General features: G+C 60.8%; 22 protein-coding genes. 13 read left to right on the top strand and 9 right to left on the bottom strand.

The features are described 5' to 3' along the window. Positions 1 to 4: 4 nt before the first annotated feature. From fliI to GQ59_RS26540, 11 genes are read left to right on the top strand one after another with little or no spacing between them, the layout of a single operon-like run. Complete coding sequence (gene fliI / locus GQ59_RS26590; RefSeq protein WP_046628183.1) at positions 5 to 1402, top strand: flagellar protein export ATPase FliI; 1398 nt, start codon at positions 5 to 7, stop codon at positions 1400 to 1402. Between the two features lie 7 nt (positions 1403 to 1409). Next, positions 1410 to 1976 carry a hypothetical protein gene (locus GQ59_RS26585; RefSeq protein WP_037087088.1) on the top strand — a complete coding sequence of 189 codons (567 nt, stop codon included), beginning with the start codon at positions 1410 to 1412 and terminating at the stop codon, positions 1974 to 1976. A 53-nt stretch (positions 1977 to 2029) separates the two neighbouring features. Further along, positions 2030 to 2416: a flagellar basal body rod protein FlgB gene (flgB, locus tag GQ59_RS26580; protein ID WP_037087087.1), complete on the top strand. Its 387-nt coding sequence runs from the start codon at positions 2030 to 2032 to the stop codon at positions 2414 to 2416. A 4-nt stretch (positions 2417 to 2420) separates the two neighbouring features. Continuing rightward, positions 2421 to 2840: a flagellar basal body rod protein FlgC gene (gene flgC, locus GQ59_RS26575; protein ID WP_037087085.1), complete on the top strand. Its 420-nt coding sequence runs from the start codon at positions 2421 to 2423 to the stop codon at positions 2838 to 2840. Next, positions 2837 to 3175, top strand: coding sequence for a flagellar hook-basal body complex protein FliE (gene fliE / locus GQ59_RS26570; RefSeq protein WP_037087084.1), 339 nt, complete (start codon positions 2837 to 2839; stop codon positions 3173 to 3175). Before flgC ends, fliE begins: the two co-directional genes overlap by 4 nt. Before the next feature lie 17 nt (positions 3176 to 3192). After that, positions 3193 to 3981: a flagellar basal-body rod protein FlgG gene (gene flgG, locus GQ59_RS26565; protein ID WP_037087082.1), complete on the top strand. Its 789-nt coding sequence runs from the start codon at positions 3193 to 3195 to the stop codon at positions 3979 to 3981. 20 nt (positions 3982 to 4001) lie between these two features. Further along, on the top strand, positions 4002 to 4484 hold the full coding sequence (flgA, locus tag GQ59_RS26560; protein ID WP_152564469.1) for a flagellar basal body P-ring formation chaperone FlgA: 483 nt from the start codon (positions 4002 to 4004) through the stop codon (positions 4482 to 4484). Further along, complete coding sequence (locus GQ59_RS26555) at positions 4481 to 5611, top strand: flagellar basal body P-ring protein FlgI (protein ID WP_037087081.1); 1131 nt, start codon at positions 4481 to 4483, stop codon at positions 5609 to 5611. Before flgA ends, GQ59_RS26555 begins: the two co-directional genes overlap by 4 nt. Further along, positions 5608 to 6168 carry a MotE family protein gene (locus GQ59_RS26550; protein ID WP_037087080.1) on the top strand — a complete coding sequence of 187 codons (561 nt, stop codon included), beginning with the start codon at positions 5608 to 5610 and terminating at the stop codon, positions 6166 to 6168. Before GQ59_RS26555 ends, GQ59_RS26550 begins: the two co-directional genes overlap by 4 nt. Further along, positions 6165 to 6884 carry a flagellar basal body L-ring protein FlgH gene (flgH, locus tag GQ59_RS26545; RefSeq protein WP_037087079.1) on the top strand — a complete coding sequence of 240 codons (720 nt, stop codon included), beginning with the start codon at positions 6165 to 6167 and terminating at the stop codon, positions 6882 to 6884. The genes GQ59_RS26550 and flgH overlap by 4 nt, the downstream gene beginning before the upstream one ends. 42 nt (positions 6885 to 6926) lie before the next feature. Further along, positions 6927 to 7448: a flagellar basal body-associated FliL family protein gene (locus tag GQ59_RS26540; RefSeq protein WP_037087077.1), complete on the top strand. Its 522-nt coding sequence runs from the start codon at positions 6927 to 6929 to the stop codon at positions 7446 to 7448. Between the two features lie 119 nt (positions 7449 to 7567). Here the strand turns inward: GQ59_RS26540 and GQ59_RS26535 are convergent, their stop codons facing one another. The 8 genes from GQ59_RS26535 to GQ59_RS26500 form a co-directional block, all read right to left on the bottom strand. Next, a complete protein-coding gene (locus GQ59_RS26535; protein ID WP_037087076.1) occupies positions 7568 to 8338 on the bottom strand; it encodes a cephalosporin hydroxylase family protein in 771 nt (256 codons plus the stop codon). Next, entirely contained in the window at positions 8331 to 9392 is a 1062-nt protein-coding gene (locus GQ59_RS26530) for a class I SAM-dependent methyltransferase (protein WP_037087075.1), read from the bottom strand. Before GQ59_RS26530 ends, GQ59_RS26535 begins: the two co-directional genes overlap by 8 nt. A 4-nt stretch (positions 9393 to 9396) precedes the next feature. Then, positions 9397 to 10230: an NAD-dependent epimerase/dehydratase family protein gene (locus GQ59_RS26525; protein ID WP_037087073.1), complete on the bottom strand. Its 834-nt coding sequence runs from the start codon at positions 10228 to 10230 to the stop codon at positions 9397 to 9399. Then, the gene (locus tag GQ59_RS26520) at positions 10227 to 11450 is read right to left on the bottom strand and encodes a class I SAM-dependent methyltransferase (protein WP_152564468.1); all 1224 of its coding nucleotides are present in this window, start codon (positions 11448 to 11450) and stop codon (positions 10227 to 10229) included. The genes GQ59_RS26525 and GQ59_RS26520 overlap by 4 nt, the downstream gene beginning before the upstream one ends. Beyond that, positions 11447 to 12007, bottom strand: a complete 561-nt coding sequence (locus GQ59_RS26515; protein ID WP_037087072.1) for a dTDP-4-dehydrorhamnose 3,5-epimerase family protein — start codon at positions 12005 to 12007, stop codon at positions 11447 to 11449. Before GQ59_RS26515 ends, GQ59_RS26520 begins: the two co-directional genes overlap by 4 nt. Next, positions 12004 to 13086: a CDP-glucose 4,6-dehydratase gene (rfbG, locus tag GQ59_RS26510; RefSeq protein WP_051904224.1), complete on the bottom strand. Its 1083-nt coding sequence runs from the start codon at positions 13084 to 13086 to the stop codon at positions 12004 to 12006. The genes GQ59_RS26515 and rfbG overlap by 4 nt, the downstream gene beginning before the upstream one ends. After that, complete coding sequence (gene rfbF / locus GQ59_RS26505) at positions 13068 to 13841, bottom strand: glucose-1-phosphate cytidylyltransferase (protein ID WP_037087070.1); 774 nt, start codon at positions 13839 to 13841, stop codon at positions 13068 to 13070. The genes rfbG and rfbF overlap by 19 nt, the downstream gene beginning before the upstream one ends. Positions 13842 to 13942: 101 nt before the next feature. After that, on the bottom strand, positions 13943 to 15190 hold the full coding sequence (locus GQ59_RS26500; protein ID WP_037087068.1) for a glycosyltransferase family 2 protein: 1248 nt from the start codon (positions 15188 to 15190) through the stop codon (positions 13943 to 13945). Between the two features lie 330 nt (positions 15191 to 15520). Here GQ59_RS26500 and fliP point away from each other — a divergent pair, with 330 nt between their 5' ends. Further along, positions 15521 to 16258 carry a flagellar type III secretion system pore protein FliP gene (fliP, locus tag GQ59_RS26495; protein ID WP_037087067.1) on the top strand — a complete coding sequence of 246 codons (738 nt, stop codon included), beginning with the start codon at positions 15521 to 15523 and terminating at the stop codon, positions 16256 to 16258. 60 nt (positions 16259 to 16318) lie between these two features. Here fliP and GQ59_RS26490 read toward each other — a convergent pair whose 3' ends face one another. Beyond that, positions 16319 to 18259: an O-linked N-acetylglucosamine transferase, SPINDLY family protein gene (locus GQ59_RS26490; RefSeq protein WP_162183324.1), complete on the bottom strand. Its 1941-nt coding sequence runs from the start codon at positions 18257 to 18259 to the stop codon at positions 16319 to 16321. Between the two features lie 329 nt (positions 18260 to 18588). On the opposite strand from GQ59_RS26490, the gene GQ59_RS26485 reads away from it, so the two are divergent. Next, positions 18589 to 19151, top strand: a 563-nt coding sequence (locus tag GQ59_RS26485; protein ID WP_037087066.1) for a flagellin N-terminal helical domain-containing protein, incomplete at its 3' end; no start/stop codon positions are given.

Raw genomic sequence — 19151 nt, 5'->3', positions numbered from 1 at the left:
CACCATGATGGAAGCGGCTATCCTCGATGCAGTCAACGGCGGCAAGCTGGCTCAGCTTGCCGGCCTTTCGGCCCGTTATTCCGATCCGGCCTTCTCGGTCGCCCACGGTGGTCATGTCAGGACCATCGCTGCAGGCCATTACACCGTCGCGGGCTTGTCGAAACACGTGCGGCTTGGCGAATTCGTCGCCCATCGCAGCGCGACCGGCATCCATCTCGGCGAAGTGGTCCGCGTCGAGCCGGACATCATCTACGTCTGCCCCATCGAACCCGGCGAGCCGATCGGTATCGGCGATACGGTGATCCGCAAGGGCGCCTTCCGTGTCGCGCCGGACAATAGCTGGTGTGGACGTACGATCAATTCGCTCGGAGAGCCGATCGACGGCAAGGGCCCGGTCGGGCGCGGCCTTCATCCGCGTTCGATCGCCAATACCGCTCCGCCTTCGATGACACGCAGCCGCGTCGAAAAGGGTTTCAGGACCGGGGTCCGGGCGATCGACATCTTCTCGCCGCTCTGCCTCGGCCAGCGCCTCGGTATTTTCGCCGGCTCGGGCGTCGGCAAGTCGACGCTTCTCTCGATGCTCGCCAGAGCCGACTCCTTCGACAAGGTGGTGATCGCGCTGGTCGGCGAGCGCGGCCGCGAAGTGCGCGAATTCATCGAGGATACACTCGGCGAGCACATGTCGAAATCGATCGCCGTCGTCGCGACCAGCGACGAAAGCCCGATGCTGCGCAAGATGGCCCCGCTGGTGGCGATCACCATCGCCGAACATTTCCGCGACCAGGGCGACAACGTCCTGTTCATTGCCGACAGCGTCACCCGTTTTGCCCATGCGATTCGCGAGGTCGCCGTTGCAGCCGGCGAACCGCCCATCGCCCGCGGCTACCCGGCGTCGGTCTTCACCGAGCTGCCGCGCCTGCTTGAACGCGCCGGCCCGGGCGTCGAAGGAACGGGTACGATCACAGCGATTATCTCGATCCTCGTCGATGGCGACAACCACAACGACCCGATCGCCGACTCGACCCGCGGCATTCTCGACGGTCACATCGTTCTCGAGCGTTCGCTTGCCGAGGAAGGCCGCTACCCGCCGATCAACCCGCTCTCCTCGATTTCGCGTCTTGCCCGCAAGGCCTGGACCGAGGATCAGGAAAAGCTGGTGTCGCGCCTGAAATCGCTGGTGCACCGCTACGAGGAGACCCGCGACCTGCGTCTGATCGGCGGTTATCGCGCCGGCAGCGATCCGGATCTCGACATGGCGATCAAGCAGGTGCCGGTCATCTATGAAGTCTTGAAGCAGACGCCGGGAGAAAAGCCGACGCTCGACGCTTACGCGGACCTGGCCAATGCGCTGCGGGCGGCGGCAGGGCAGGGCAATCCGCAGTCGGCCATAGCCAGAAGGTGATTATTCGATGAGCGAAAAGAACAACCAGGAAGCGGCAGCTCAATCGGAAGAGGCTCGGTCGCGATTGGGCGACAAGATCCTGGTCGCGACGGGCATCACTCTGGCCGCAGCCTCCGCCTTTTTTCCATGGTACGTCTTCCTGAACGCCGACAAGTTCGGCATCCGGACGGAAGCGCTTGGCCGCACGCGCGATCTGCCCCCGGGCGCCGCGCGCTCGGTCGTCACCGTATCGCCTCTCGCCATGACCGACAGTTCCAAGGACGATTGGCCGAAGCCTGTCGAGCCGATGGACGCGCTGACCACGGCCACCACCTCGTCCCTCGGCGAAACGCGCAAGGACGCCAATCTGCAGGAAGAACAGCCCTTTCCGGGCCGGGGCAATTTCCGGCTGCTTCACGTCGCCAACGGCCGCGCGCTCATCGAGGACGGATCCGGCATGTACATGGTCCGCGTCGGCTCGGTTTTGCCGGACAATAGCAAGCTCGCCACGCTCGAACAACGTGGCGGCAAGTGGGTGATCATTACTTCCAGCGGAGAAGTTTATCAGGATACGGGCGGGAGTGCTCGCCCGTAAGTCCGACGCAAGGTTACTGGCATAGTTTCCGGACAGAAGATGGAGACAAGCCTATGCAACCGATTCAATTGTTCGAAATGGCATCCCGTCAGGCCGAATGGCTTTCGGTGCGCCAGGAAGTTGTTGCGGGCAACATCGCGAATGCCAACACGCCGAAGTTCAAGGCGAAGGACATCACGCCTTTCGATTCGGTGCTGGACCGCACGCATGTTCCGATGGCCCGCACCAATCCGGCCCATTTTGCCAGCAACGACCTCAGCGATGAGATCGACATCAAGGCGTCGGAGCTGAACGAGGAAATCGGCGTCCAGGAATCCGGAAATACCGTCTCGCTGGCCGATGAGCTGACGAAGACGGGTGAAATCAAACGCCAATACGAATTGAGCACAGGACTAGTGAAATCGTTTCACAGCATGATGCTGACGTTAGTTAAGAGGTAAGCAAATGGATCCGCTTTCAGCCTCCTTGAAGATCGCTGGATCGGGAATGGAGGCGCAGTCGACACGTCTGCGCATCGTTTCCGAAAACATCGCCAACGCCCGCTCCACCGGCGACACGCCCGGTGCCGACCCCTACCGCCGCAAGACGATCACCTTCGGCTCCGAGTTGGACAAGGCAAGCGGCGTGGACGTGGTCGAGGTCAAGAAGCTCGGCAACGACAGCTCCAAGTTCATCGAGGAATATGATCCGGACCACCCGGCCGCCGATGCCAAGGGCATGGTCAAGATGCCCAACGTCAACATGCTGATCGAGATGGGCGACATGCGCGAAGCCAATCGTTCCTATGACGCAAACATCCAGACCATCAAGCAGACGCGCGAACTGATCGCAGCGACGATTGACCTTCTGAAGGCCGGACAATGATCGACAAGATTCAAAACCTTAGCTCTCTCTCGCTGACCAACGGCCTCGACGAGGTCGGTTCCGCAAGCAGTTCCACGCTCGCCGGCGGCATCGCGACGACGCCCGGCCAGAATACCGGCATGGATTTCGGCAGCATCATGGCCAACATGGCGACGGACACGATGAACAGCCTGAAGGGCGCGGAATCGATGTCGTTCAAGGCCATCCAGGGCAAGGCGAATACCCGTGAAGTCGTCGATGCGGTTCTTGAAGCGCAGCAGTCGCTCCAGACCGCCATGGCGCTGCGCGACAAGATCGTCTCCGCCTATCTCGAAGTCACGAAAATGCAGATCTAGAGTTTGAGGACGAAGACATGAGAGCGCTTTCCGTCGCAGCAACGGGCATGGATGCCCAACAGACCAATCTCGAAGTCATCGCGAACAATATCGCGAACATCAACACGACCGGTTACAAGCGCGCCCGCGCCGAGTTTTCCGATCTTCTCTATCAAAGCGAGCGTGCCCAGGGCGTGCCGAACCGCGCCAACCAGGCGATCGTGCCGGAAGGCGCGAACATCGGTCTCGGCGTGCAGACCTCGGCTGTCCGCAACATCCACACCCAGGGTGAACTGACCCACACCGAGAACGATCTCGACGTGGCGATCGTCGGCCGAGGCTGGTATCAGATCCAGACCCCGGATGGCCAGACGCTCTACAGCCGCGCCGGTGCCTTCAACAAGAACGCCGACGGCCAGCTGGTCACGATCGACGGTTATGCGGTCGTGCCGAATATCACTTTCCCGGCAGACGTCAGCGAAACCAAGATCACCCGCACCGGCCAGGTCATGGTCCGCATCGGCAATTCCCCGGATTTCACCGAGATCGGCCAGCTCACCACCGCCAATTTCGTCAACGAGGCCGGCCTTCAGCCGCTCGGCGACAACCTGTTTGCACAGACCGCCGCATCCGGCGAACCGATCGTGGCAGCCCCCGAGGATCCAGGCTTCGGTTATCTGAAGCAGGGCTATCTGGAGAGTTCGAACGTCGACGCCGTCCGGGAGATCACCGACCTGATCTCCGCGCAGCGCGCCTACGAAATGAATTCCAAGGTCATCACCACCGCCGATGAGATGGCTACGATCGTCAGCAAGAACCTGAAATAATAAACAGGAGACGGGCAGACATGAAGTTTCGCCGGAAAAATGCGATTGGCGCCAGGCTGGCCTTGCGGCTCCTGACAGCTCTTCTTGCCGCGACTGGCTCGCCGGTCCTCGCCGGTATGGGGACGGCCGTTGTGCCGGTCCAGACCATTTATCCCGGCGAAGAGATCACCGAGGGCAGGGTCGAGGAGGTGCAGGTCACCAATCCGAATATCGGCGGCGACTATGCCCGCAGGACCGAGGAAGTTGTGGGCATGGTGGCAAAGCGCACGCTGCTGCCCGGCCGCACCGTCCCGGTTTCGGCGCTTCGCGAAGCCTTCGCGGTCACTCGCGGCAAGTCGGTTCGCCTGACTTTCACCATCGGCGCCATGACGATTTCGGCCTCCGGCGCACCGCTTGAGAACGCGGCTGTCGGAGATGTCATTCGTGTGCGCAACATTGATTCGGGCGTCACGGTGAGCGGTACCGTCATGGCTGATGGGACGATCCAGGTGATGGCGAAATGAGAACCCGTCTCTTCCTTGCGACGCTTGCCGTGATCGGCTCCCTCCTCGGTGGCGCGCCGGCGTTCGCCGACGGTCCCTATGTCGTCACCGCCCGCATCAAGGACATCGCGTCCCTGCAGGCCGGCCGCGACAACCAGCTGATCGGCTACGGCCTTGTCGTCGGTCTTCAGGGCTCGGGCGACAGCCTGCGCTCGTCTCCTTTCACCGACCAGTCGATGAAGGCGATGCTGCAGAACCTCGGCATTTCGACCCAGGGCAGCCAGTCCAACGCCAAGAACGTCGCGGCCGTCATGGTCACGGCCAACCTGCCTCCCTTTGCCAGCCCCGGCAGCCGCATCGACGTCACGGTCAGTTCGCTCGGCGACGCGACCTCTCTGCGCGGCGGTACGCTGGTCATGACCTCGCTTTCCGGCGCCGACGGCCAGATCTACGCCGTCGCCCAAGGCGCGCTGGTCGTGTCCGGCTTTTCGGCCCAGGGCCAGGCGGCCACGTTGACCGAAGGTGTGACGACCGCGGCCCGCGTTCCCAACGGCGCGATCGTCGAGCGTGAATTGCCGTCGAAGTTCAAGGACTCGGTAAACCTCGTCCTGCAGCTCCGCAATCCGGACTTCTCGACCGCGGTACGTGTCTCCGATATCGTCAACAGCTTCGCCGCCCGCCGGTACGGCGGTCCCATCGCAGAACCCCGCGACAGCCAGGAAGTGATCGTTCAAAAGCCGAAGTCCGCCGATCTGACGCGGCTGATGGCCGAGATCGAGAATCTCGTGGTCGAAACCGATACGCCGGCCAAGGTCGTGGTCAATGAGCGGACCGGCACGATCGTCATCGGCGCGGATGTGAAGATCTCGCGCGTTGCCGTGAGCTACGGCACGCTGACGGTACAGGTCACGGAGACACCTCAGGTGATCCAGCCTGAACCTTTCTCGCGTGGCGAGACGGCGGTTCAGCCGCAGACGGATATCATGGCGATGAAGGACGGCGGCCAGGTCGCGCTCCTCAACGGTCCGGATCTCAGGACCTTGGTCGCCGGTCTCAACAGCATCGGCGTCAAGCCGGACGGCATCATCGCCATCCTGCAAGGCATCAAGTCCGCCGGCGCCCTTCAAGCGGAGCTCGTCCTGCAATGACCGAGACGCTATTCACCATTTCCGTATCCAAGACGCTGGCGCGCCGCGTCCTTGCCGCTGCCGCTGTCCTGACGCTGGTTTCGCAGGTCGGAGCACAGCAGCCGCCGCCGGTCACCGAAGCGTCGACCAGCGACGAGATCCAGAAATTCTGCACCAATATCGCCGACGCCGCGCGCGATCAGCGTTATCTCCTGCAGAAGCAGGAGCTTGAAAAGCTGCAGGCCGATGTCGACGACCGCATCAAGGCCCTCCAGGATCGTACCGCCGAGTACCAGGACTGGCTGAAACGCCGCAACGACTTCCTGGCGCGGGCTCAGGCCGGCCTGGTCGACATCTTCAAGACGATGAAACCGGATGCGGCAGCACCGCAGCTCGGAGAAATGAACATGGAGGTCGCAGCCGCGATCATCATGCAGCTTCCGGCCCGCCAGTCGGCCCTTTTCCTCGCGGAAATGGACCCGCAGAAGGCCGGCATGATCTCCACGATCATCTCAAGCGCTTCCGACCCCAACACGTCGAAAGCACGCGCTCCCAATGTTCCGAAAGTGCCCTCATGACGAAACGCATTCCCGCCATCATGGCCGTTCTGTTCCTGGCTGGTTGTTCTAGCCAGACGATCAAGGAGATCGGCAATGCGCCGGCGATGAGCCCGATCGGCAGCGGCCTGCAATATGCGCAGGCGCCGCAGATGTCGTCCTATCCGAAACAGCCGCGGCAGATGGCCAGCGGCTATTCGCTCTGGAGCGACAATCAGGCTGCGCTTTTCAAGGATTCGCGTGCTTTGAACGTTGGCGACATCCTGACGGTCGATATCAAGATCAACGACAAGGCGTCGTTCGACAACGAGACGGAACGCAACCGCACGAACTCGACCAGCCTGACCTGGGGTGCCAACCTCAGCAACCTGTTCGGCTGGACTCCGAAGGCGGGCACGACCGGCGATCTCGGTACGGATTCGAGCACGGATTCGCAGGGCAAGGGAACGACCAAGCGTGCCGAAAGCCTGAAGCTGCTGGTGGCTGCCGTCGTGACCGGCATTCTCGAAAACGGCAATCTCCTGATCAGCGGCTCACAGGAAGTCCGCGTCAACCACGAAATCCGCATTCTGAACGTTGCCGGTATCGTCCGGCCGCAGGATGTCGATTCCACCAATATGATCTCCTATGACAAGATCGCCGAAGCCCGCATCTCCTACGGCGGCCGTGGTCGCCTGACGGAAGTCCAGCAGCCGCCGGTCGGTCAGCAGGTCGTCGATATGTTCTCGCCCTTCTGACGGACCTGGGCGAAGGTCTCTTGATGTGAAGGTTTGAAGACCATGGCGGATGAAGCACAGGCGGCCGACGCCGCTAAGAACAAGAAGAGTGGCACCATCATGGTCATCGCGGGCGTCGCGATCCTGACCGTGATCGGCGCCGGTGGCGGCTGGGTCGTCGGTGGCATGATCGCGCCGAAGGATCCGGACGCGGCGCAGAAGCACGAGACGGCGGCAGCCGGCGGCGAACACGGCGAGGCCGGCAAGAAGGAAGAGGGGCTTCCCCATATTTCCACCGAGGCCAACGGCGTCGTTCTCCTCGAGCCGATCACCACCAATCTCGCCTATCCGTCCGAAAACTGGATCCGGCTCGAAGTCGCGCTCGCGTTCAAGGGGCCGCCGGAACTGGCCCTCGCGGAAAATATCCACCAGGATATCCTCGCTTACATGCGCACCGTTTCGCTGCAGCAGATCGAGGGTCCGCGGGGCTTCCAGTATCTCAAGGACGACATCAAGGAACGTGTCGATCTTCGCTCGCAGGGCAAGGTCGCCAAGGTGATGTTCCGCTCCTTCGTGATCGAATAGAGGCGGATTTCAAAGACAACGCACGAAAAAAAGCGGCCCAAACGGCCGCTTTTTTGTTTGCTCGGGTCTCTGTCCGGTGGGGACCCTCTTCCGGTTCTCCGGGAAGAGGGCCCGTTCGTTCAGCGCAGGCGCTTCAGGAAGCCGTCCGGGGCGACGGTGATCAGCAGCTTGTTCTCGATCGACTTGTCGATCTCGAATTCCGGATGGGTCTTCAGATATTCGAAGACGGCCGTTTTCGGATTATCGCCCGGCCCCCAGGGGCGATCGCCGGCCAATTCCTTCGGCAGATCCTCGACAACGGTGTCGAAGACGACGCAATAGCTGCCGACGCTGGTAAGCGGGGCATAAAGCTTGAGTTCCTCGAGAACGTGTTCGTGCGTATGGTTGCTGTCGAGGCTGATCAGGATGCGCGAATAGCCGGCAGCGACCTTGCGGACCTGGTCCATGATCTCGGGCGCGATGCTGGAGCCCTGGATCATTTCGATCCGGGATGCCATCGGGTGGGCCTCGATCGCAGCCTTGTTGTGGGGGCGGATGTCGATGTCGATGCCGAGAACCTTGCGCTTTGGCTTCGCCGGATCGACGACCTCGCCCTTTTCCGCGGCTTCGGACAGTTCCAGCAGCGCCAGCATCGAGGCGCTGAGGATGAGGGACCCGCCATGGGCGATGCCGGTCTCGATGATCAGGTCGGGTTTTACCGTCCAGATCAGCTCCTGCATGGCGACCATGTCCTGCGGATACTGGATGATCGGCCGCCCGAGCCAGAAGTAGTTGTAGGAATATTGCGAGGCGATCGACGTGCGCATGAACTGCGCGGCGCTGTCGTTCAGCTCCTTGTTTCCAGGGACGGCCGCGACGCGGGCTTCAACTTCCTTGGTGAAATCACTCATTGTCGATCCCCACATAGGTATAGGCGTTGTGAGACAGCATTCGAATTTCCTCGAGATAATTGGAGTTCATGACGTAGATGGTCGAGCCGTGGGGAAGTTTCGCCAGTGCGTGTTCCGGCGATTGCACCATCAGGCCTGTTGCCGGCAGGAATTTGCCTTGCTTGGCAGGATTGATGTCGATCACCATGTCGACCGGCTGCCCCTGGCGGGACTTCAGCAGCGAGAAGGTCACTCCCTTCGACGCGCCGCCCCAGATCGCCGAGCTGTCGCCGTCGGCGATTCGGTCGCCCAGCGTGCGGGTGAAGTCGGCGGGAAACGCGACGCGATCGGCTTCTTCGCGCACCGGCGGTCGCAGCGAGTCCAGTTCGGCCACCACATAGAGGTACTGCCCGCCGAAAACGCGACCGCTTTCGATGACATTGCCGAAGATCCGGTGAAAGTCGGACAGGCGGAAATAATTGACGTGCTCGTAGAACACGTCGAACCAGGCGCGGTGTTCCATGATCCAGTCGAAGCAGGGCACTTCGATATAGATGCGGCCCTTGCCGCCGTTCGCCTTGCAGAGTTCGACGAGGAAATCATACGGGTCTTGGATATGCTCCAGCACGTGGCGAAGGATCAGCCCTTCGCCCTGGACGTCGACGCCGGCCTCGAAATAATGCCGTTTCACGCGCGGATTGCTGCCCTCATAGGTGGGGTCGAAACCGGTGAGGTCGAAACCCTTTTCGAGCAGCATCTCAAGGAAGAGGCCCTTGCCGCAGCCGACCTCGACCAGGTTCTCACGGCCCATAGTCCGCTCGACGATGCCGGCCACCATTTCCAGATGCTGGTGGAAGTGCCGGCTGACACCCTGTTCGTTGTTGTAATTGCCGTCGTAGTCCATCAGCTTCGGGTCGAACGCATCATTGTAGATGAGGCCCGTCTTCATGTCCTGTACCAGGCGTATGTCGCCCTTGGCGCAGCTTCTAGCTTCCGCCGCCGTGGGATAAACGCGGTTCTGGAAGGTCGGCAACTGCGGCTGTTCGTAAAGCAGCAGGGTATCTTTCGTCGTCATGTCATCACCTCGTTAATCCTACAACGCAGGGAGGATCCACCAGATTGTCGGGACGGGCGCCGAATCGCAGGAGATCGCGTCGACCATACTCGTCGGCCAACCGCTCGGCTATCTGCCGCACGGTGACCGGAATTCCGGAACAGATGTTGGCTGCTCCCGTTTTGTCGCCAAGTCCGATATCGGCGATCTGCCTTCCTGCTTCCCGAACGTCCAGGAAGTCGCGGATCTGGTTGCCGCTGGTCAAATCCACCGGTCTGCCGGCGGCAAGTTGCGTCCGAAGATAGGGAAACAGCCGTCGCTCGTCCTCGCCCTCGCCGAACAGATAGAAGAGCCTGCACCAGGCAAAGCTGATCCGGTGCAGCGGCAGCCATTGCGACAGGGCCAGGAATGCAGCGGCCTTCGCGCCGGCATAGGGACTGATCGGACGCAGCGGCGTATCGGTGGCGAGCATGCCGGCCGAGACGTCGTATTCGAAACACGTTCCCACGCCGACGAAACGCTTGACGCCCGCAAGAGCAGCGCCCTGCGCCATGCGCAACGTACCTTCGAGGCAAACGATATTTTCCGCTGACTGCAGATATTTGCCGGGCTCCGCATACCAGGCGACATGCGCGACCGTATCGACGCCGTCGAGGGCCTTCGCCCACCATTCGACCGGCTCGCGGAACAGGTCCGGCGTCCGCACGATGCTCTCGACAGCGGAGAGATCGCCAAGCCGGCTTTCCGCCGATCCTTCACGTAGGATCACCCGCACGCGCGCACCGGATTCCGTCAGCGCCCGCAGCACCTGCCGGCCGACAAAACCTGTTCCCCCGGTGAGCAGGACGAGTGGCGTCATATGATCTTCAATTCCGGCACGGCCGTTACAAACCTGGTGCCCTGATCGGCAAGCGAAGCAAGCTGCTGACGGACTTCGGTCGCGATGTTCCAGGGCAGGATCATCACATAGTCCGGCCGTCGCGCGACGATCTCGTCCGGATGCAGGATCGGAATGTGGCTGCCGGGCATGAACTTGTTCTGTTTGGCCCTGGCGGCATCGCAGACATAGGGCAGCAGGTCCGGCTTGACGCCGGCAAAATTCAGAAGCGTGTTACCCTTGGCAGCGGCGCCATAGGCTGCGACCGTCTTGCCTTCGCGCTTGGCGTCCAGCAGGAAGGCCAGGGCATCGTTCTTGACCTTTTCGGCCTTGGCCTGGAAGTCGGCATAGATCGCCGGCGCCTGAAGGCCGCGGCGCTGTTCTTCGCCGAGCAGCGCGGTAACGGCTTCGGTTGTCTGGCGCGAATCACCTGCATGGCAGCCATAGACGCGAAGACTGCCGCCATGGGTCGGCAATTCCTCGACGTCGAAGATGCGCAGGCCCGCCGCTTCGAAGATCTTTCCGACCGTGAAGAGGGAAAGATAGGAGAAGTGCTCGTGATAGACCGTATCGAACTGGTTGTGTTCGATGAGCCGCATCACATGCGGAAATTCGAGCGTGACGGTACCGCCGGCCTTCAGCGCCGCCTTCAGGCCGCGCGTGAAATCGTTGATATCGGGCACATGGGCATAGACATTGTTGCCGAGGATGAGATCGGCACCCTTGCCTTCGCCGGCCAATTGCTTGCCGAGCGCCTCTCCAAAGAACTCCCGGCGGACCGGAATGCCGAGCGCCTCGGCGGCTTCGGCGGTGCTCGCCGTCGGCTCGACGCCGAGACAGGGTATGCCGGCCTTGACGAAATTCTTCAGGAGATAACCGTCGTTCGATGCGACCTCGATGACCATGCTGTCCCGGCCGAGACCGAGCCGAGAGCTGATCATTTCGACATAGCGGGCTGCATGGGCGAGCCAGCTCGTCGATGCGCTGGAGAAATACGCATATTCGGCACTGAAGAGCGATTCGGCCGAGGCATAGTCCTCGGTCTGAACCAGCCAGCATTCCTCGCAGACCTGCAGCCTCAAGGGAAAATAGACTTCCGGCTTGGACAGGTCCTCGGCGGTCAGATACGCATTGGACGGCGGCGCGAAGCCGAGGTCCAGGAAATCGCAGCGGAGTGTGGTACCGCAGTGGCGGCAGTTCATGGCGTCAGTCCCGTGAATTGTGATGGCAGGAAGGAATGACCGCGATCCCGATCCGACATTTCGGTGATCTCCAGCGGCCAGCGTATGTTGAGAACCGGATCCTGCGCGTTCAGCGCACCTTCCGAACCGGATGCATAGGGCATCGAATGGAAATAGAGGAGTTCGCAGTCGTCTGTCAGCGCCTGGAAGCCATGCGCGAACCCTTCCGGGATCAGCAGCGAGCGGCGGTTTTCGGCGGAAAGCTCCTGGGCATGCCATTTCAGGAAGGTGGGGGAATCTCGTCTCAGATCCACCGCGACGTCGAAGACCGCGCCGCGCAGGCAGTTGACCAGTTTCATCTCCGCATGCGGCGGATGCTGGAAATGCATGCCGCGCACGGTGCCTTGCCGCGCCGTCATCGTCAGGTTGATCTGGGCAACCGGCTTTGCCCAGCCCGCGGACGCCAACTCGTCGGCGCAGAACATGCGCGACAGGAAGCCCCGCGAATCACCGAGGTTCTGGCGTTCGATAAGTTTCAGGCCGGCAAGCGGCAGATCGGTGACGGTGAAGCGGCTCAACGGCGTGCCTCATATTCGGCGATCTCGGCTTCGCAAAGGGCGCGTGCGTCGGTGCCGTCGTTCTGCGCACGGTACCATTTCATCGTCCGGTCGACAGCCTCCGCCAGCGACCAGCGCGGTTCGATGCCCAGCATATGCCGCGCTTTGGCGGTTTCCAAGGCAAGCCAGCCGGCTTCGTGCGGTCCTTCGGTGCCGTCGCCATATTGCACCTCGCCTCGGCCGAAGGATGTGCGGGCGATCTCGATCACCTGGCGCACCGGCGCTGCCTCGTGGCTGATCGGGCCGAAATTGAAGGCATCCCCAATCGCGGGATCGCTCCACAGCCGTTCGGCAAGCACGAGATAGGCAGAGAGCGGTTCGAGCACGTGCTGCCAGGGGCGCTTCGCCTCCGGCCGCCGGACGCTGAGCGTATTGCCCGACTGCCAGGCGCGGACCGCGTCCGGCAGAAGACGGTCGGCCGACCAGTCGCCACCGCCGATCACGTTGCCGGCCCGGGCGCTGGCGACCGCGACACCTTTTTCGCGCAGAAACGAATCGCGATAACTCGCAATGACGATCTCGGACGCCGCCTTGCTGGCGCTGTAGGGATCATGTCCGCCGAGATGGTCCGTCTCCCGGTAGGGGAAGGCATGTTCGAGGTTGCGGTAGACCTTGTCCGTGGTGATCGCGACGATCACGCGCGCCGTCGGAACTGAACGGACCGCCTCGAGCAGATTGGCCGTTCCGAGCACATTGGTCGCAAAGGTGCCGAGCGGATCCTGGTAGCTCGGGCGCACCAGGGCCTGGGCGCCGAGATGCATCACGATGTCGGGCGAGGCGGAACGTACCAGTTCGGCAAGCTTGGCGGCGTCGCGGATATCCTGGAAATGACTTTCCTTAAGATCAGGCCGTGCAAGTGTAAAGAGACTAGGCTGCGTTTCGGGGGGGAGGGCGATGCCGGTGACCTCGGCGCCGAGACGTCGGAGCCAGATGGAAAGCCACGCTCCCTTGAAGCCGGTATGCCCTGTCAGAACAACACGTTTACCCGCCCAGAAACTGCGGTCCGGACGAGCCCCGCCGGTCACGGCCAGATTTTCCATGGCGCTTTTCCGGAGGCCCAGAGGTCTTCGAGGAGGTTCTTTTCCCGCAGCGTGTCCATCGGCTGCCAGAAACCTTCATGCTCGTAGGCCATCAGCTCGCCCATCGTGGCAAGGTTCGCCATCGGCGCAGACTCCCACGGAATGTTGTCGCCCTCGATGAGGTCGATGCATTTCGGCGAAAGCACGAAGAAACCGCCATTGATCATGCCGCCGTCGCCGCGCGGCTTTTCCACGAAGCCGGTGACCTGGTTGCCGGAACGTTCGAGCGCGCCATAGCGACCGGGTGGATGCACCGCGGTAACCGTCGCATTCCTGCCATGCGACCGATGGAACTTGACGAGCTCGGTGATGTTCACGTCGCTCAAGCCGTCGCCATAGGTGAAGCAGAAGCTTTCCTCGTTGCGCAGATATTCGGAAACCCGCTTCAGGCGGCCGCCGGTCATCGTCGCTTCGCCGGTATCGATCAGCGTGACTTTCCAAGGCTCGGCGCTGCGGCGATGGACCTGCTTCTCGTTATAGGCCATGTCGAAGGTGACGTCCGACATGTGCAGGAAGTAGTTCGCGAAATACTCCTTGATGACGTAGCCTTTGTATCCGCAGCAGATGATGAACTCGTTCACCCCATGGGCGGAGTAGAGCTTCATGATGTGCCAGAGGATCGGCCGTCCGCCGATTTCGATCATCGGCTTGGGCTTGAGATGCGTCTCCTCAGAGATGCGGGTTCCCAACCCACCGGCGAGAATTACAGCTTTCAATTCCGTCTCTCCGTAACTGACGGCCTATCCATTGAACGACGACCGTCAGCAGACCATGCGAATGGGGCTTCTCCGGCGATCGGGCTAAACGCCTTCGTGGGCTAAAGCAAAATGGTCCTGATCAGATCATCCTGGGCGAACACGAGGTTGGGCAGATAACCCATCTCGACGAAACGGGCCCGCTCTTCCGGCTGGTGCACCAGGATCGCCGTGTTCTCGAGTTGTGCGGGCGTAGGTTCCGCCGGCTCGTCGATGATCTCCAGTCGCGAAGGCAACCTTACCCTTTGGAGCCGTTCCTTGAGGGTTACGATGTCCGGGTATCCGGAGATGACGAGGTTCTCGATACCTGCAGTTACCCCCAGCTGCCAGGAAAGGGTCTGCAGCGCCGTTGCGAGCAGTCCGCCTTCCTTGAAGGACATCACTTCCGGATGCTCGTCGAAGCCCCCGAAGACCATTCTGGTATAGACCTCGTACGCCTTCACGTATTCGCGCATGCCGACGAGCAGTCGCATCGAGACGGCCATCCGCTGCAGCGTGAAGTTTCTGCAGAGATGCTCCTGGGTCGCGCGTTCGTCGGGCGAGGTACCCACCTTGCCGCGTTTGGATGCGAAGTAGAGGAAGTATTCCAGGCCGCCGCGGTACTGGTCCCATCCGGTTGCCGCGATCTGAGCACCCCCCTGAACGCGATCGCGTTCGACGCCGGATGCGATGACCTGACGATAGAAAGGCGTCTTGCGGAAGGCGATGTCGCCCTGGTCCAGGAAGTGGGCAAGCATGGGGAAGGGGTAGAAGCAGATATCCCTGGGAACCCATGAGGACCGGAAAGCGCTGGCGCGGTAGATACCGATCTCAGGGAAGATGTGGCCGCGGAACATATAGTTGAAAACTTCGGCGAAGCTTTTCTGCGGAAAAACCTTGTCTTCGTTGACCGTGTAGAACAGTCCGCCCTCGACTTCGTTGATGCCGTCATACATCGCCCACGGCGCATGGCAGACCGTGATGTTCGGATTCTCATCGAGGTAAGCAACGATATTGGCGACTTCCTGCGGGATCAGGCGATCGTCGTCGGCGAGGTAGAGGAGGTATTCGCCGCGTCCCAGCCGCAGGGAGCTGCTCATGTTGGGGATCATCCCTACATTCTCCGCGCCCCTGACGTACCGGATCGGCATTCCCCGCTCGATGAATTCCTTGGCGACCGCGCCGGTATTGTCCGTCGAGGCGTTGTCGGAAATGACGATTTCATAGGGGAAATCGAAGCGGAAATCGCGATGGCACCGTTCCAGGCAATCGTGCAGGTGTTTCTCACGGTTGTAAGTCGGGATGCATATGCTGAGTTTGATGGAAGACACCGAATTTCCTCGATCTGATTTGTTCGAAAGCGCAGCGGGTTCGCCGCAAGCGAGGGACGCTCAGCGGTAGAGTTCCGAGGCACTTCCGATCGACGCGAGAGCCAGCATGGGGCTTTTCCAGGCTCTGTACGTCCATTAGCTATTCCTGGATTGAGGCTATTCGACCAGACTTGCGCCAGGCTGAATGAAGATTGCGTCGGCAGCCCAGGCATTGTGGTTCGGCGACGGCGGCGTCTTTCTGTGTACGAGTCCCCGCACGCGCCCCACAGGTGTTGACCTGCCTTGGCCAGGGTGACTATCGAAGATGACGCAAAGGACCTTCGTGATCGCATGATTCGGCTGATCTACCTGTTCGTCGCTCTGATGGCGGCACCCGGGCTCGCGCTCGCCCAGCAATCGCCAGCGGATCTTCTCAATCTGCCGGTCGATGGTTCCGCAGCCGCGTGGATCATCCGGACTTTCGGGCTGTTGACGGTTCTCTCCGTCGCTCCCGGCATCCTGATCATGGTCACGAGCTTTCCAAGGATCGTGATCGCCTTCTCGATCCTGCGCTCGGGCATGGGCCTCTCGACCGCGCCGTCGAACATGATATTGGTCTCGATGGCGCTGTTCATGACGTTCTATGTCATGTCACCCACCTTCGACAGGGCGTGGACCGAGGGCGTCCAACCGCTTCTTCAGAACCGGGTCACCGAGGCGGAGGCGGTTCAACGGATCGCGGAACCATTCAGGGTGTTCATGTCAGCCAATACGCGCGACAAGGATCTTGAACTCTTCGTCGAAATCGCCCGGGAGCGAAACCAGTCCGTCGGTACGCCGCAGGCTGTCGACTATCGCGTCCTGATCCCCGCCTTCATGCTTTCGGAAATACGGCGCGGTTTCGAAATCGGCTTCCTGATCATCCTGCCGTTCCTGGTCATCGACATGATCGTCGCTGCAATCACCATGGCAATGGGTATGATGATGCTGCCGCCGACATCGATCTCGCTGCCCTTCAAGATCCTTTTCTTTGTCCTGATCGACGGCTGGAATCTGCTGGTCGGAAGCCTGGTTCGTTCCTTCAATTAACTGGCAGCAGAGCTGCTGAAATGGAAACGGCGGGGGATACCCGCCGTTTCCATTCGCATATCAGCTATTGCGTAAGCTGAAGGGGCCTTCCCGCGGCGGGAGGGCCGGAACGCTGAAGTGGTCGGGCTTGATCTTGGCCTTGGCCTTGTCGGCCATCATCGTGTAGGCGGTTTCAAGATGCCTGCAATACCGTTCGGCGTCGAACAGCGGATGCGTGAAGCGGTTTGCCTCGAGCCGCTTCCGGACCTCTTTGAGCTCCTCGCGGTTGTTATAGTAGTGGACCGCGCGGCGAACGAAGTCATCCTTGTCCTCCGCAACCATTTCCGGAAGGCCCAGCGCATTCAGCAGGCTTTCGCTGACGCGCGATGCAAAATTCTTGCCCTTGTGCGTCAGCATCGGAAGCCCGGCCCAGAGCTTTTCCGAGGTCGTGGTATGGCCGTTGTAAGGATAGGTATCGAGACCGAGATCGGTCAGGCCGATACGGTTGATATAGGCCGCGTAGTTGTTGACGCGATCGCCGAACATCAGACGGCTCTCGGGGATTCCCGCTTCCGCAAAGGCCTTGATCAGGTTCTTTCGAGCACCGAACCGTTCGCGGCAGATCAGGAACAGATAGCTCTCCGGCGTTTCCTTGAGGACGCGAACCCAGAGGTCGATGGTTGCAGGCGTGAATTTCCAGTGGCTGTGGAAGCACGAGAAGATGAAGGCGTCCTGAGGCATGTCGCAGAGCGCCCGATCGATCGGCTGCGGCATCGGGCGGTGGACCGCTTCGTTCGGGAAGAACGTCTCGGGCATCCAGCAGATCTTCTCGTAATAATGCGGGAAGGAGCTTTCCGGAACCACCGTGCTGTCGGCGATGAGGTAGTCGATATCGACGTTGACCACGGTGCCCGGATAGCCGAGCCAGGTCACGTGCACGGGCGCGGTCTGCCGGTTCATCACGAATACCCGGTTTTCCGCAGTATGCCCCTGCAGGTCGACGAGGATGTCGATATTCTCGGCCTTGATGGCTTCGGCCGCCTCGTCATCCGTCATGCCCCGGATCCGGACTACCCTGCCCCATTCCTCGCGTATGGCGTTGTTGTCGTTGCGCAGCCGTTCGGCAGGAGCGTTGCAGAAGAGGGTGATGTCGAAACGGCTCTTGTCGTGCGATTCCAATATGCCGCGAAGCGCCTTCATGACGGCGTGTTCCGTCCAAAGGTCGGCTGAGAGATAGCCGACGCGCAATTTATGACCCCAGCGATGCGGCATGTTATGCCTTTTCGAGGCGGCATTTTTGGGCTTTCTCTCGCCCATTCTGGAGCCGGCGATGGCGTTCGTCTTTTCGTCGTCGCACCAGCGTAGATTGAAGAGCGACACCTCGTCGGCGATCGCTTCGAATTCGCCCCTGGCGATTTCCTCGAACTGGATAGGCTCGTATTTGCGGATGATATCGTAATCGAGGGCGTCTCTCATGGCTGAGAGATAGAAATTGCGCACGATCCGATCCTCGGGATCTTTCTCGAAGATCTCCAGGATGCACTTGTTTTCTTCATCGCTGCGATCCTGGAGCCGGATCGAGCGGGCAGCGAGCTGGCGGTGTGTCGGCTCGTCGCTTCTTGCCAGCGTATTGCGGAAAGCTTCGGCGCCTTCCAGTTCCTGGCGCATCAGAGCGCCGGACATCAGGACGGCCATGTCCGGGTCGGCAATCGCCTCTTTGAGGTTGCGCGCGCCGAGGCGCAGGACGTTGATGTCGTCGTTATTGGAGAAATGAAGGCGCATGGCTTCGCGCGTGTACTTGAGCTTATGCGGAGATTCCATCTCGCCGGCAATTTGGAAAGCCTGGGCGGCCTCGGTCTTCATCTTGAGCTTCAACAGGGTGGCGCCCAGGAGTGCGTAGTGCCTCGGATCCTTGTGCACATCCAGCAGCTTGTTCAGGATGCCCAATACATCGTGATATTCTTTTTTGTCGAAGTGATTTTGTGCTGCGACGTATTGCCGTTGTATCTTCAGGGGTTTCAAGGCTTCCCGCTCCAGTAAAGTTGTGCCGGCGTCCCGGCAAATCGGCTTCACTGCGCATCGTGGCAAGCCAAGCTTGCATGAAGCCGACCTCCCGCAGGTCGGGCGCTTCGTACACCTTTCGTTAATGATGCTGGCGGAAGGGTTTTCAGGTCGCCATGCTGTTTAAAGAACTTAGCAAGGATTTGCTGCGAGATTTGGCTCACACGACGGGTTTGGTGTTCCTTCAGATTGAAGAGACCGAGTTGGCATGATGCCGGACCGAAGTGCCGGTAATATATACAGTCCGGTATGTCCCCCTCCATGTATTTCGTTCAAAGGGACAATCAACTATGGCTAGCATTCTCACCAACGTGTCGGCGATGGCCGCGCTCCAGACGCTGCGCGGCATCAGCAACGACATGGAATCCACGCAGAGCCGCGTTTCTTCCGGTCTGCGCGTCGGCTCTGCTTCCGACAACGCTGCCTATTGGTCGATCGCGACCACCATGCGTTCCGACAAGGGTTCGCTCTCGACGGTTCAGGACGCTCTCGGCCTCGGCGCCGCCAAGGTCGACACCGCCTATTCCGCCATGGAATCGGCTATCGACGTCGTCACCGAAATCAAGAACAAGCTGGTTGCCGCTTCCGAACCGGGCGTCGACAAGTCCAAGGTCCAGGAAGAAATCACCCAGCTGCAGAGCCAGCTGAAGAGCATCGCTTCTTCCGCTTCGTTCTCCGGCGAAAACTGGCTCCAGGCCGAAATCGGCGGTACTCAGAACGCCACCACCGGCATCATGCAGGCCGGCACCGAGATCACCAAGCAGCTCATCGGCTCGTTTGTTCGTGACAGCGACGGCAACGTCTCGGTCAAGTCCGTCAACGTCGTTCTGGACGAAACCAACGTCCTGTTCGA

Origin of the sequence: Neorhizobium vignae (genome assembly GCF_000732195.1) — a bacterium.
GTDB lineage: Bacteria > Pseudomonadota > Alphaproteobacteria > Rhizobiales > Rhizobiaceae > Neorhizobium > Neorhizobium vignae.
This window is presented reverse-complemented; position numbering and strand designations above follow the sequence as displayed.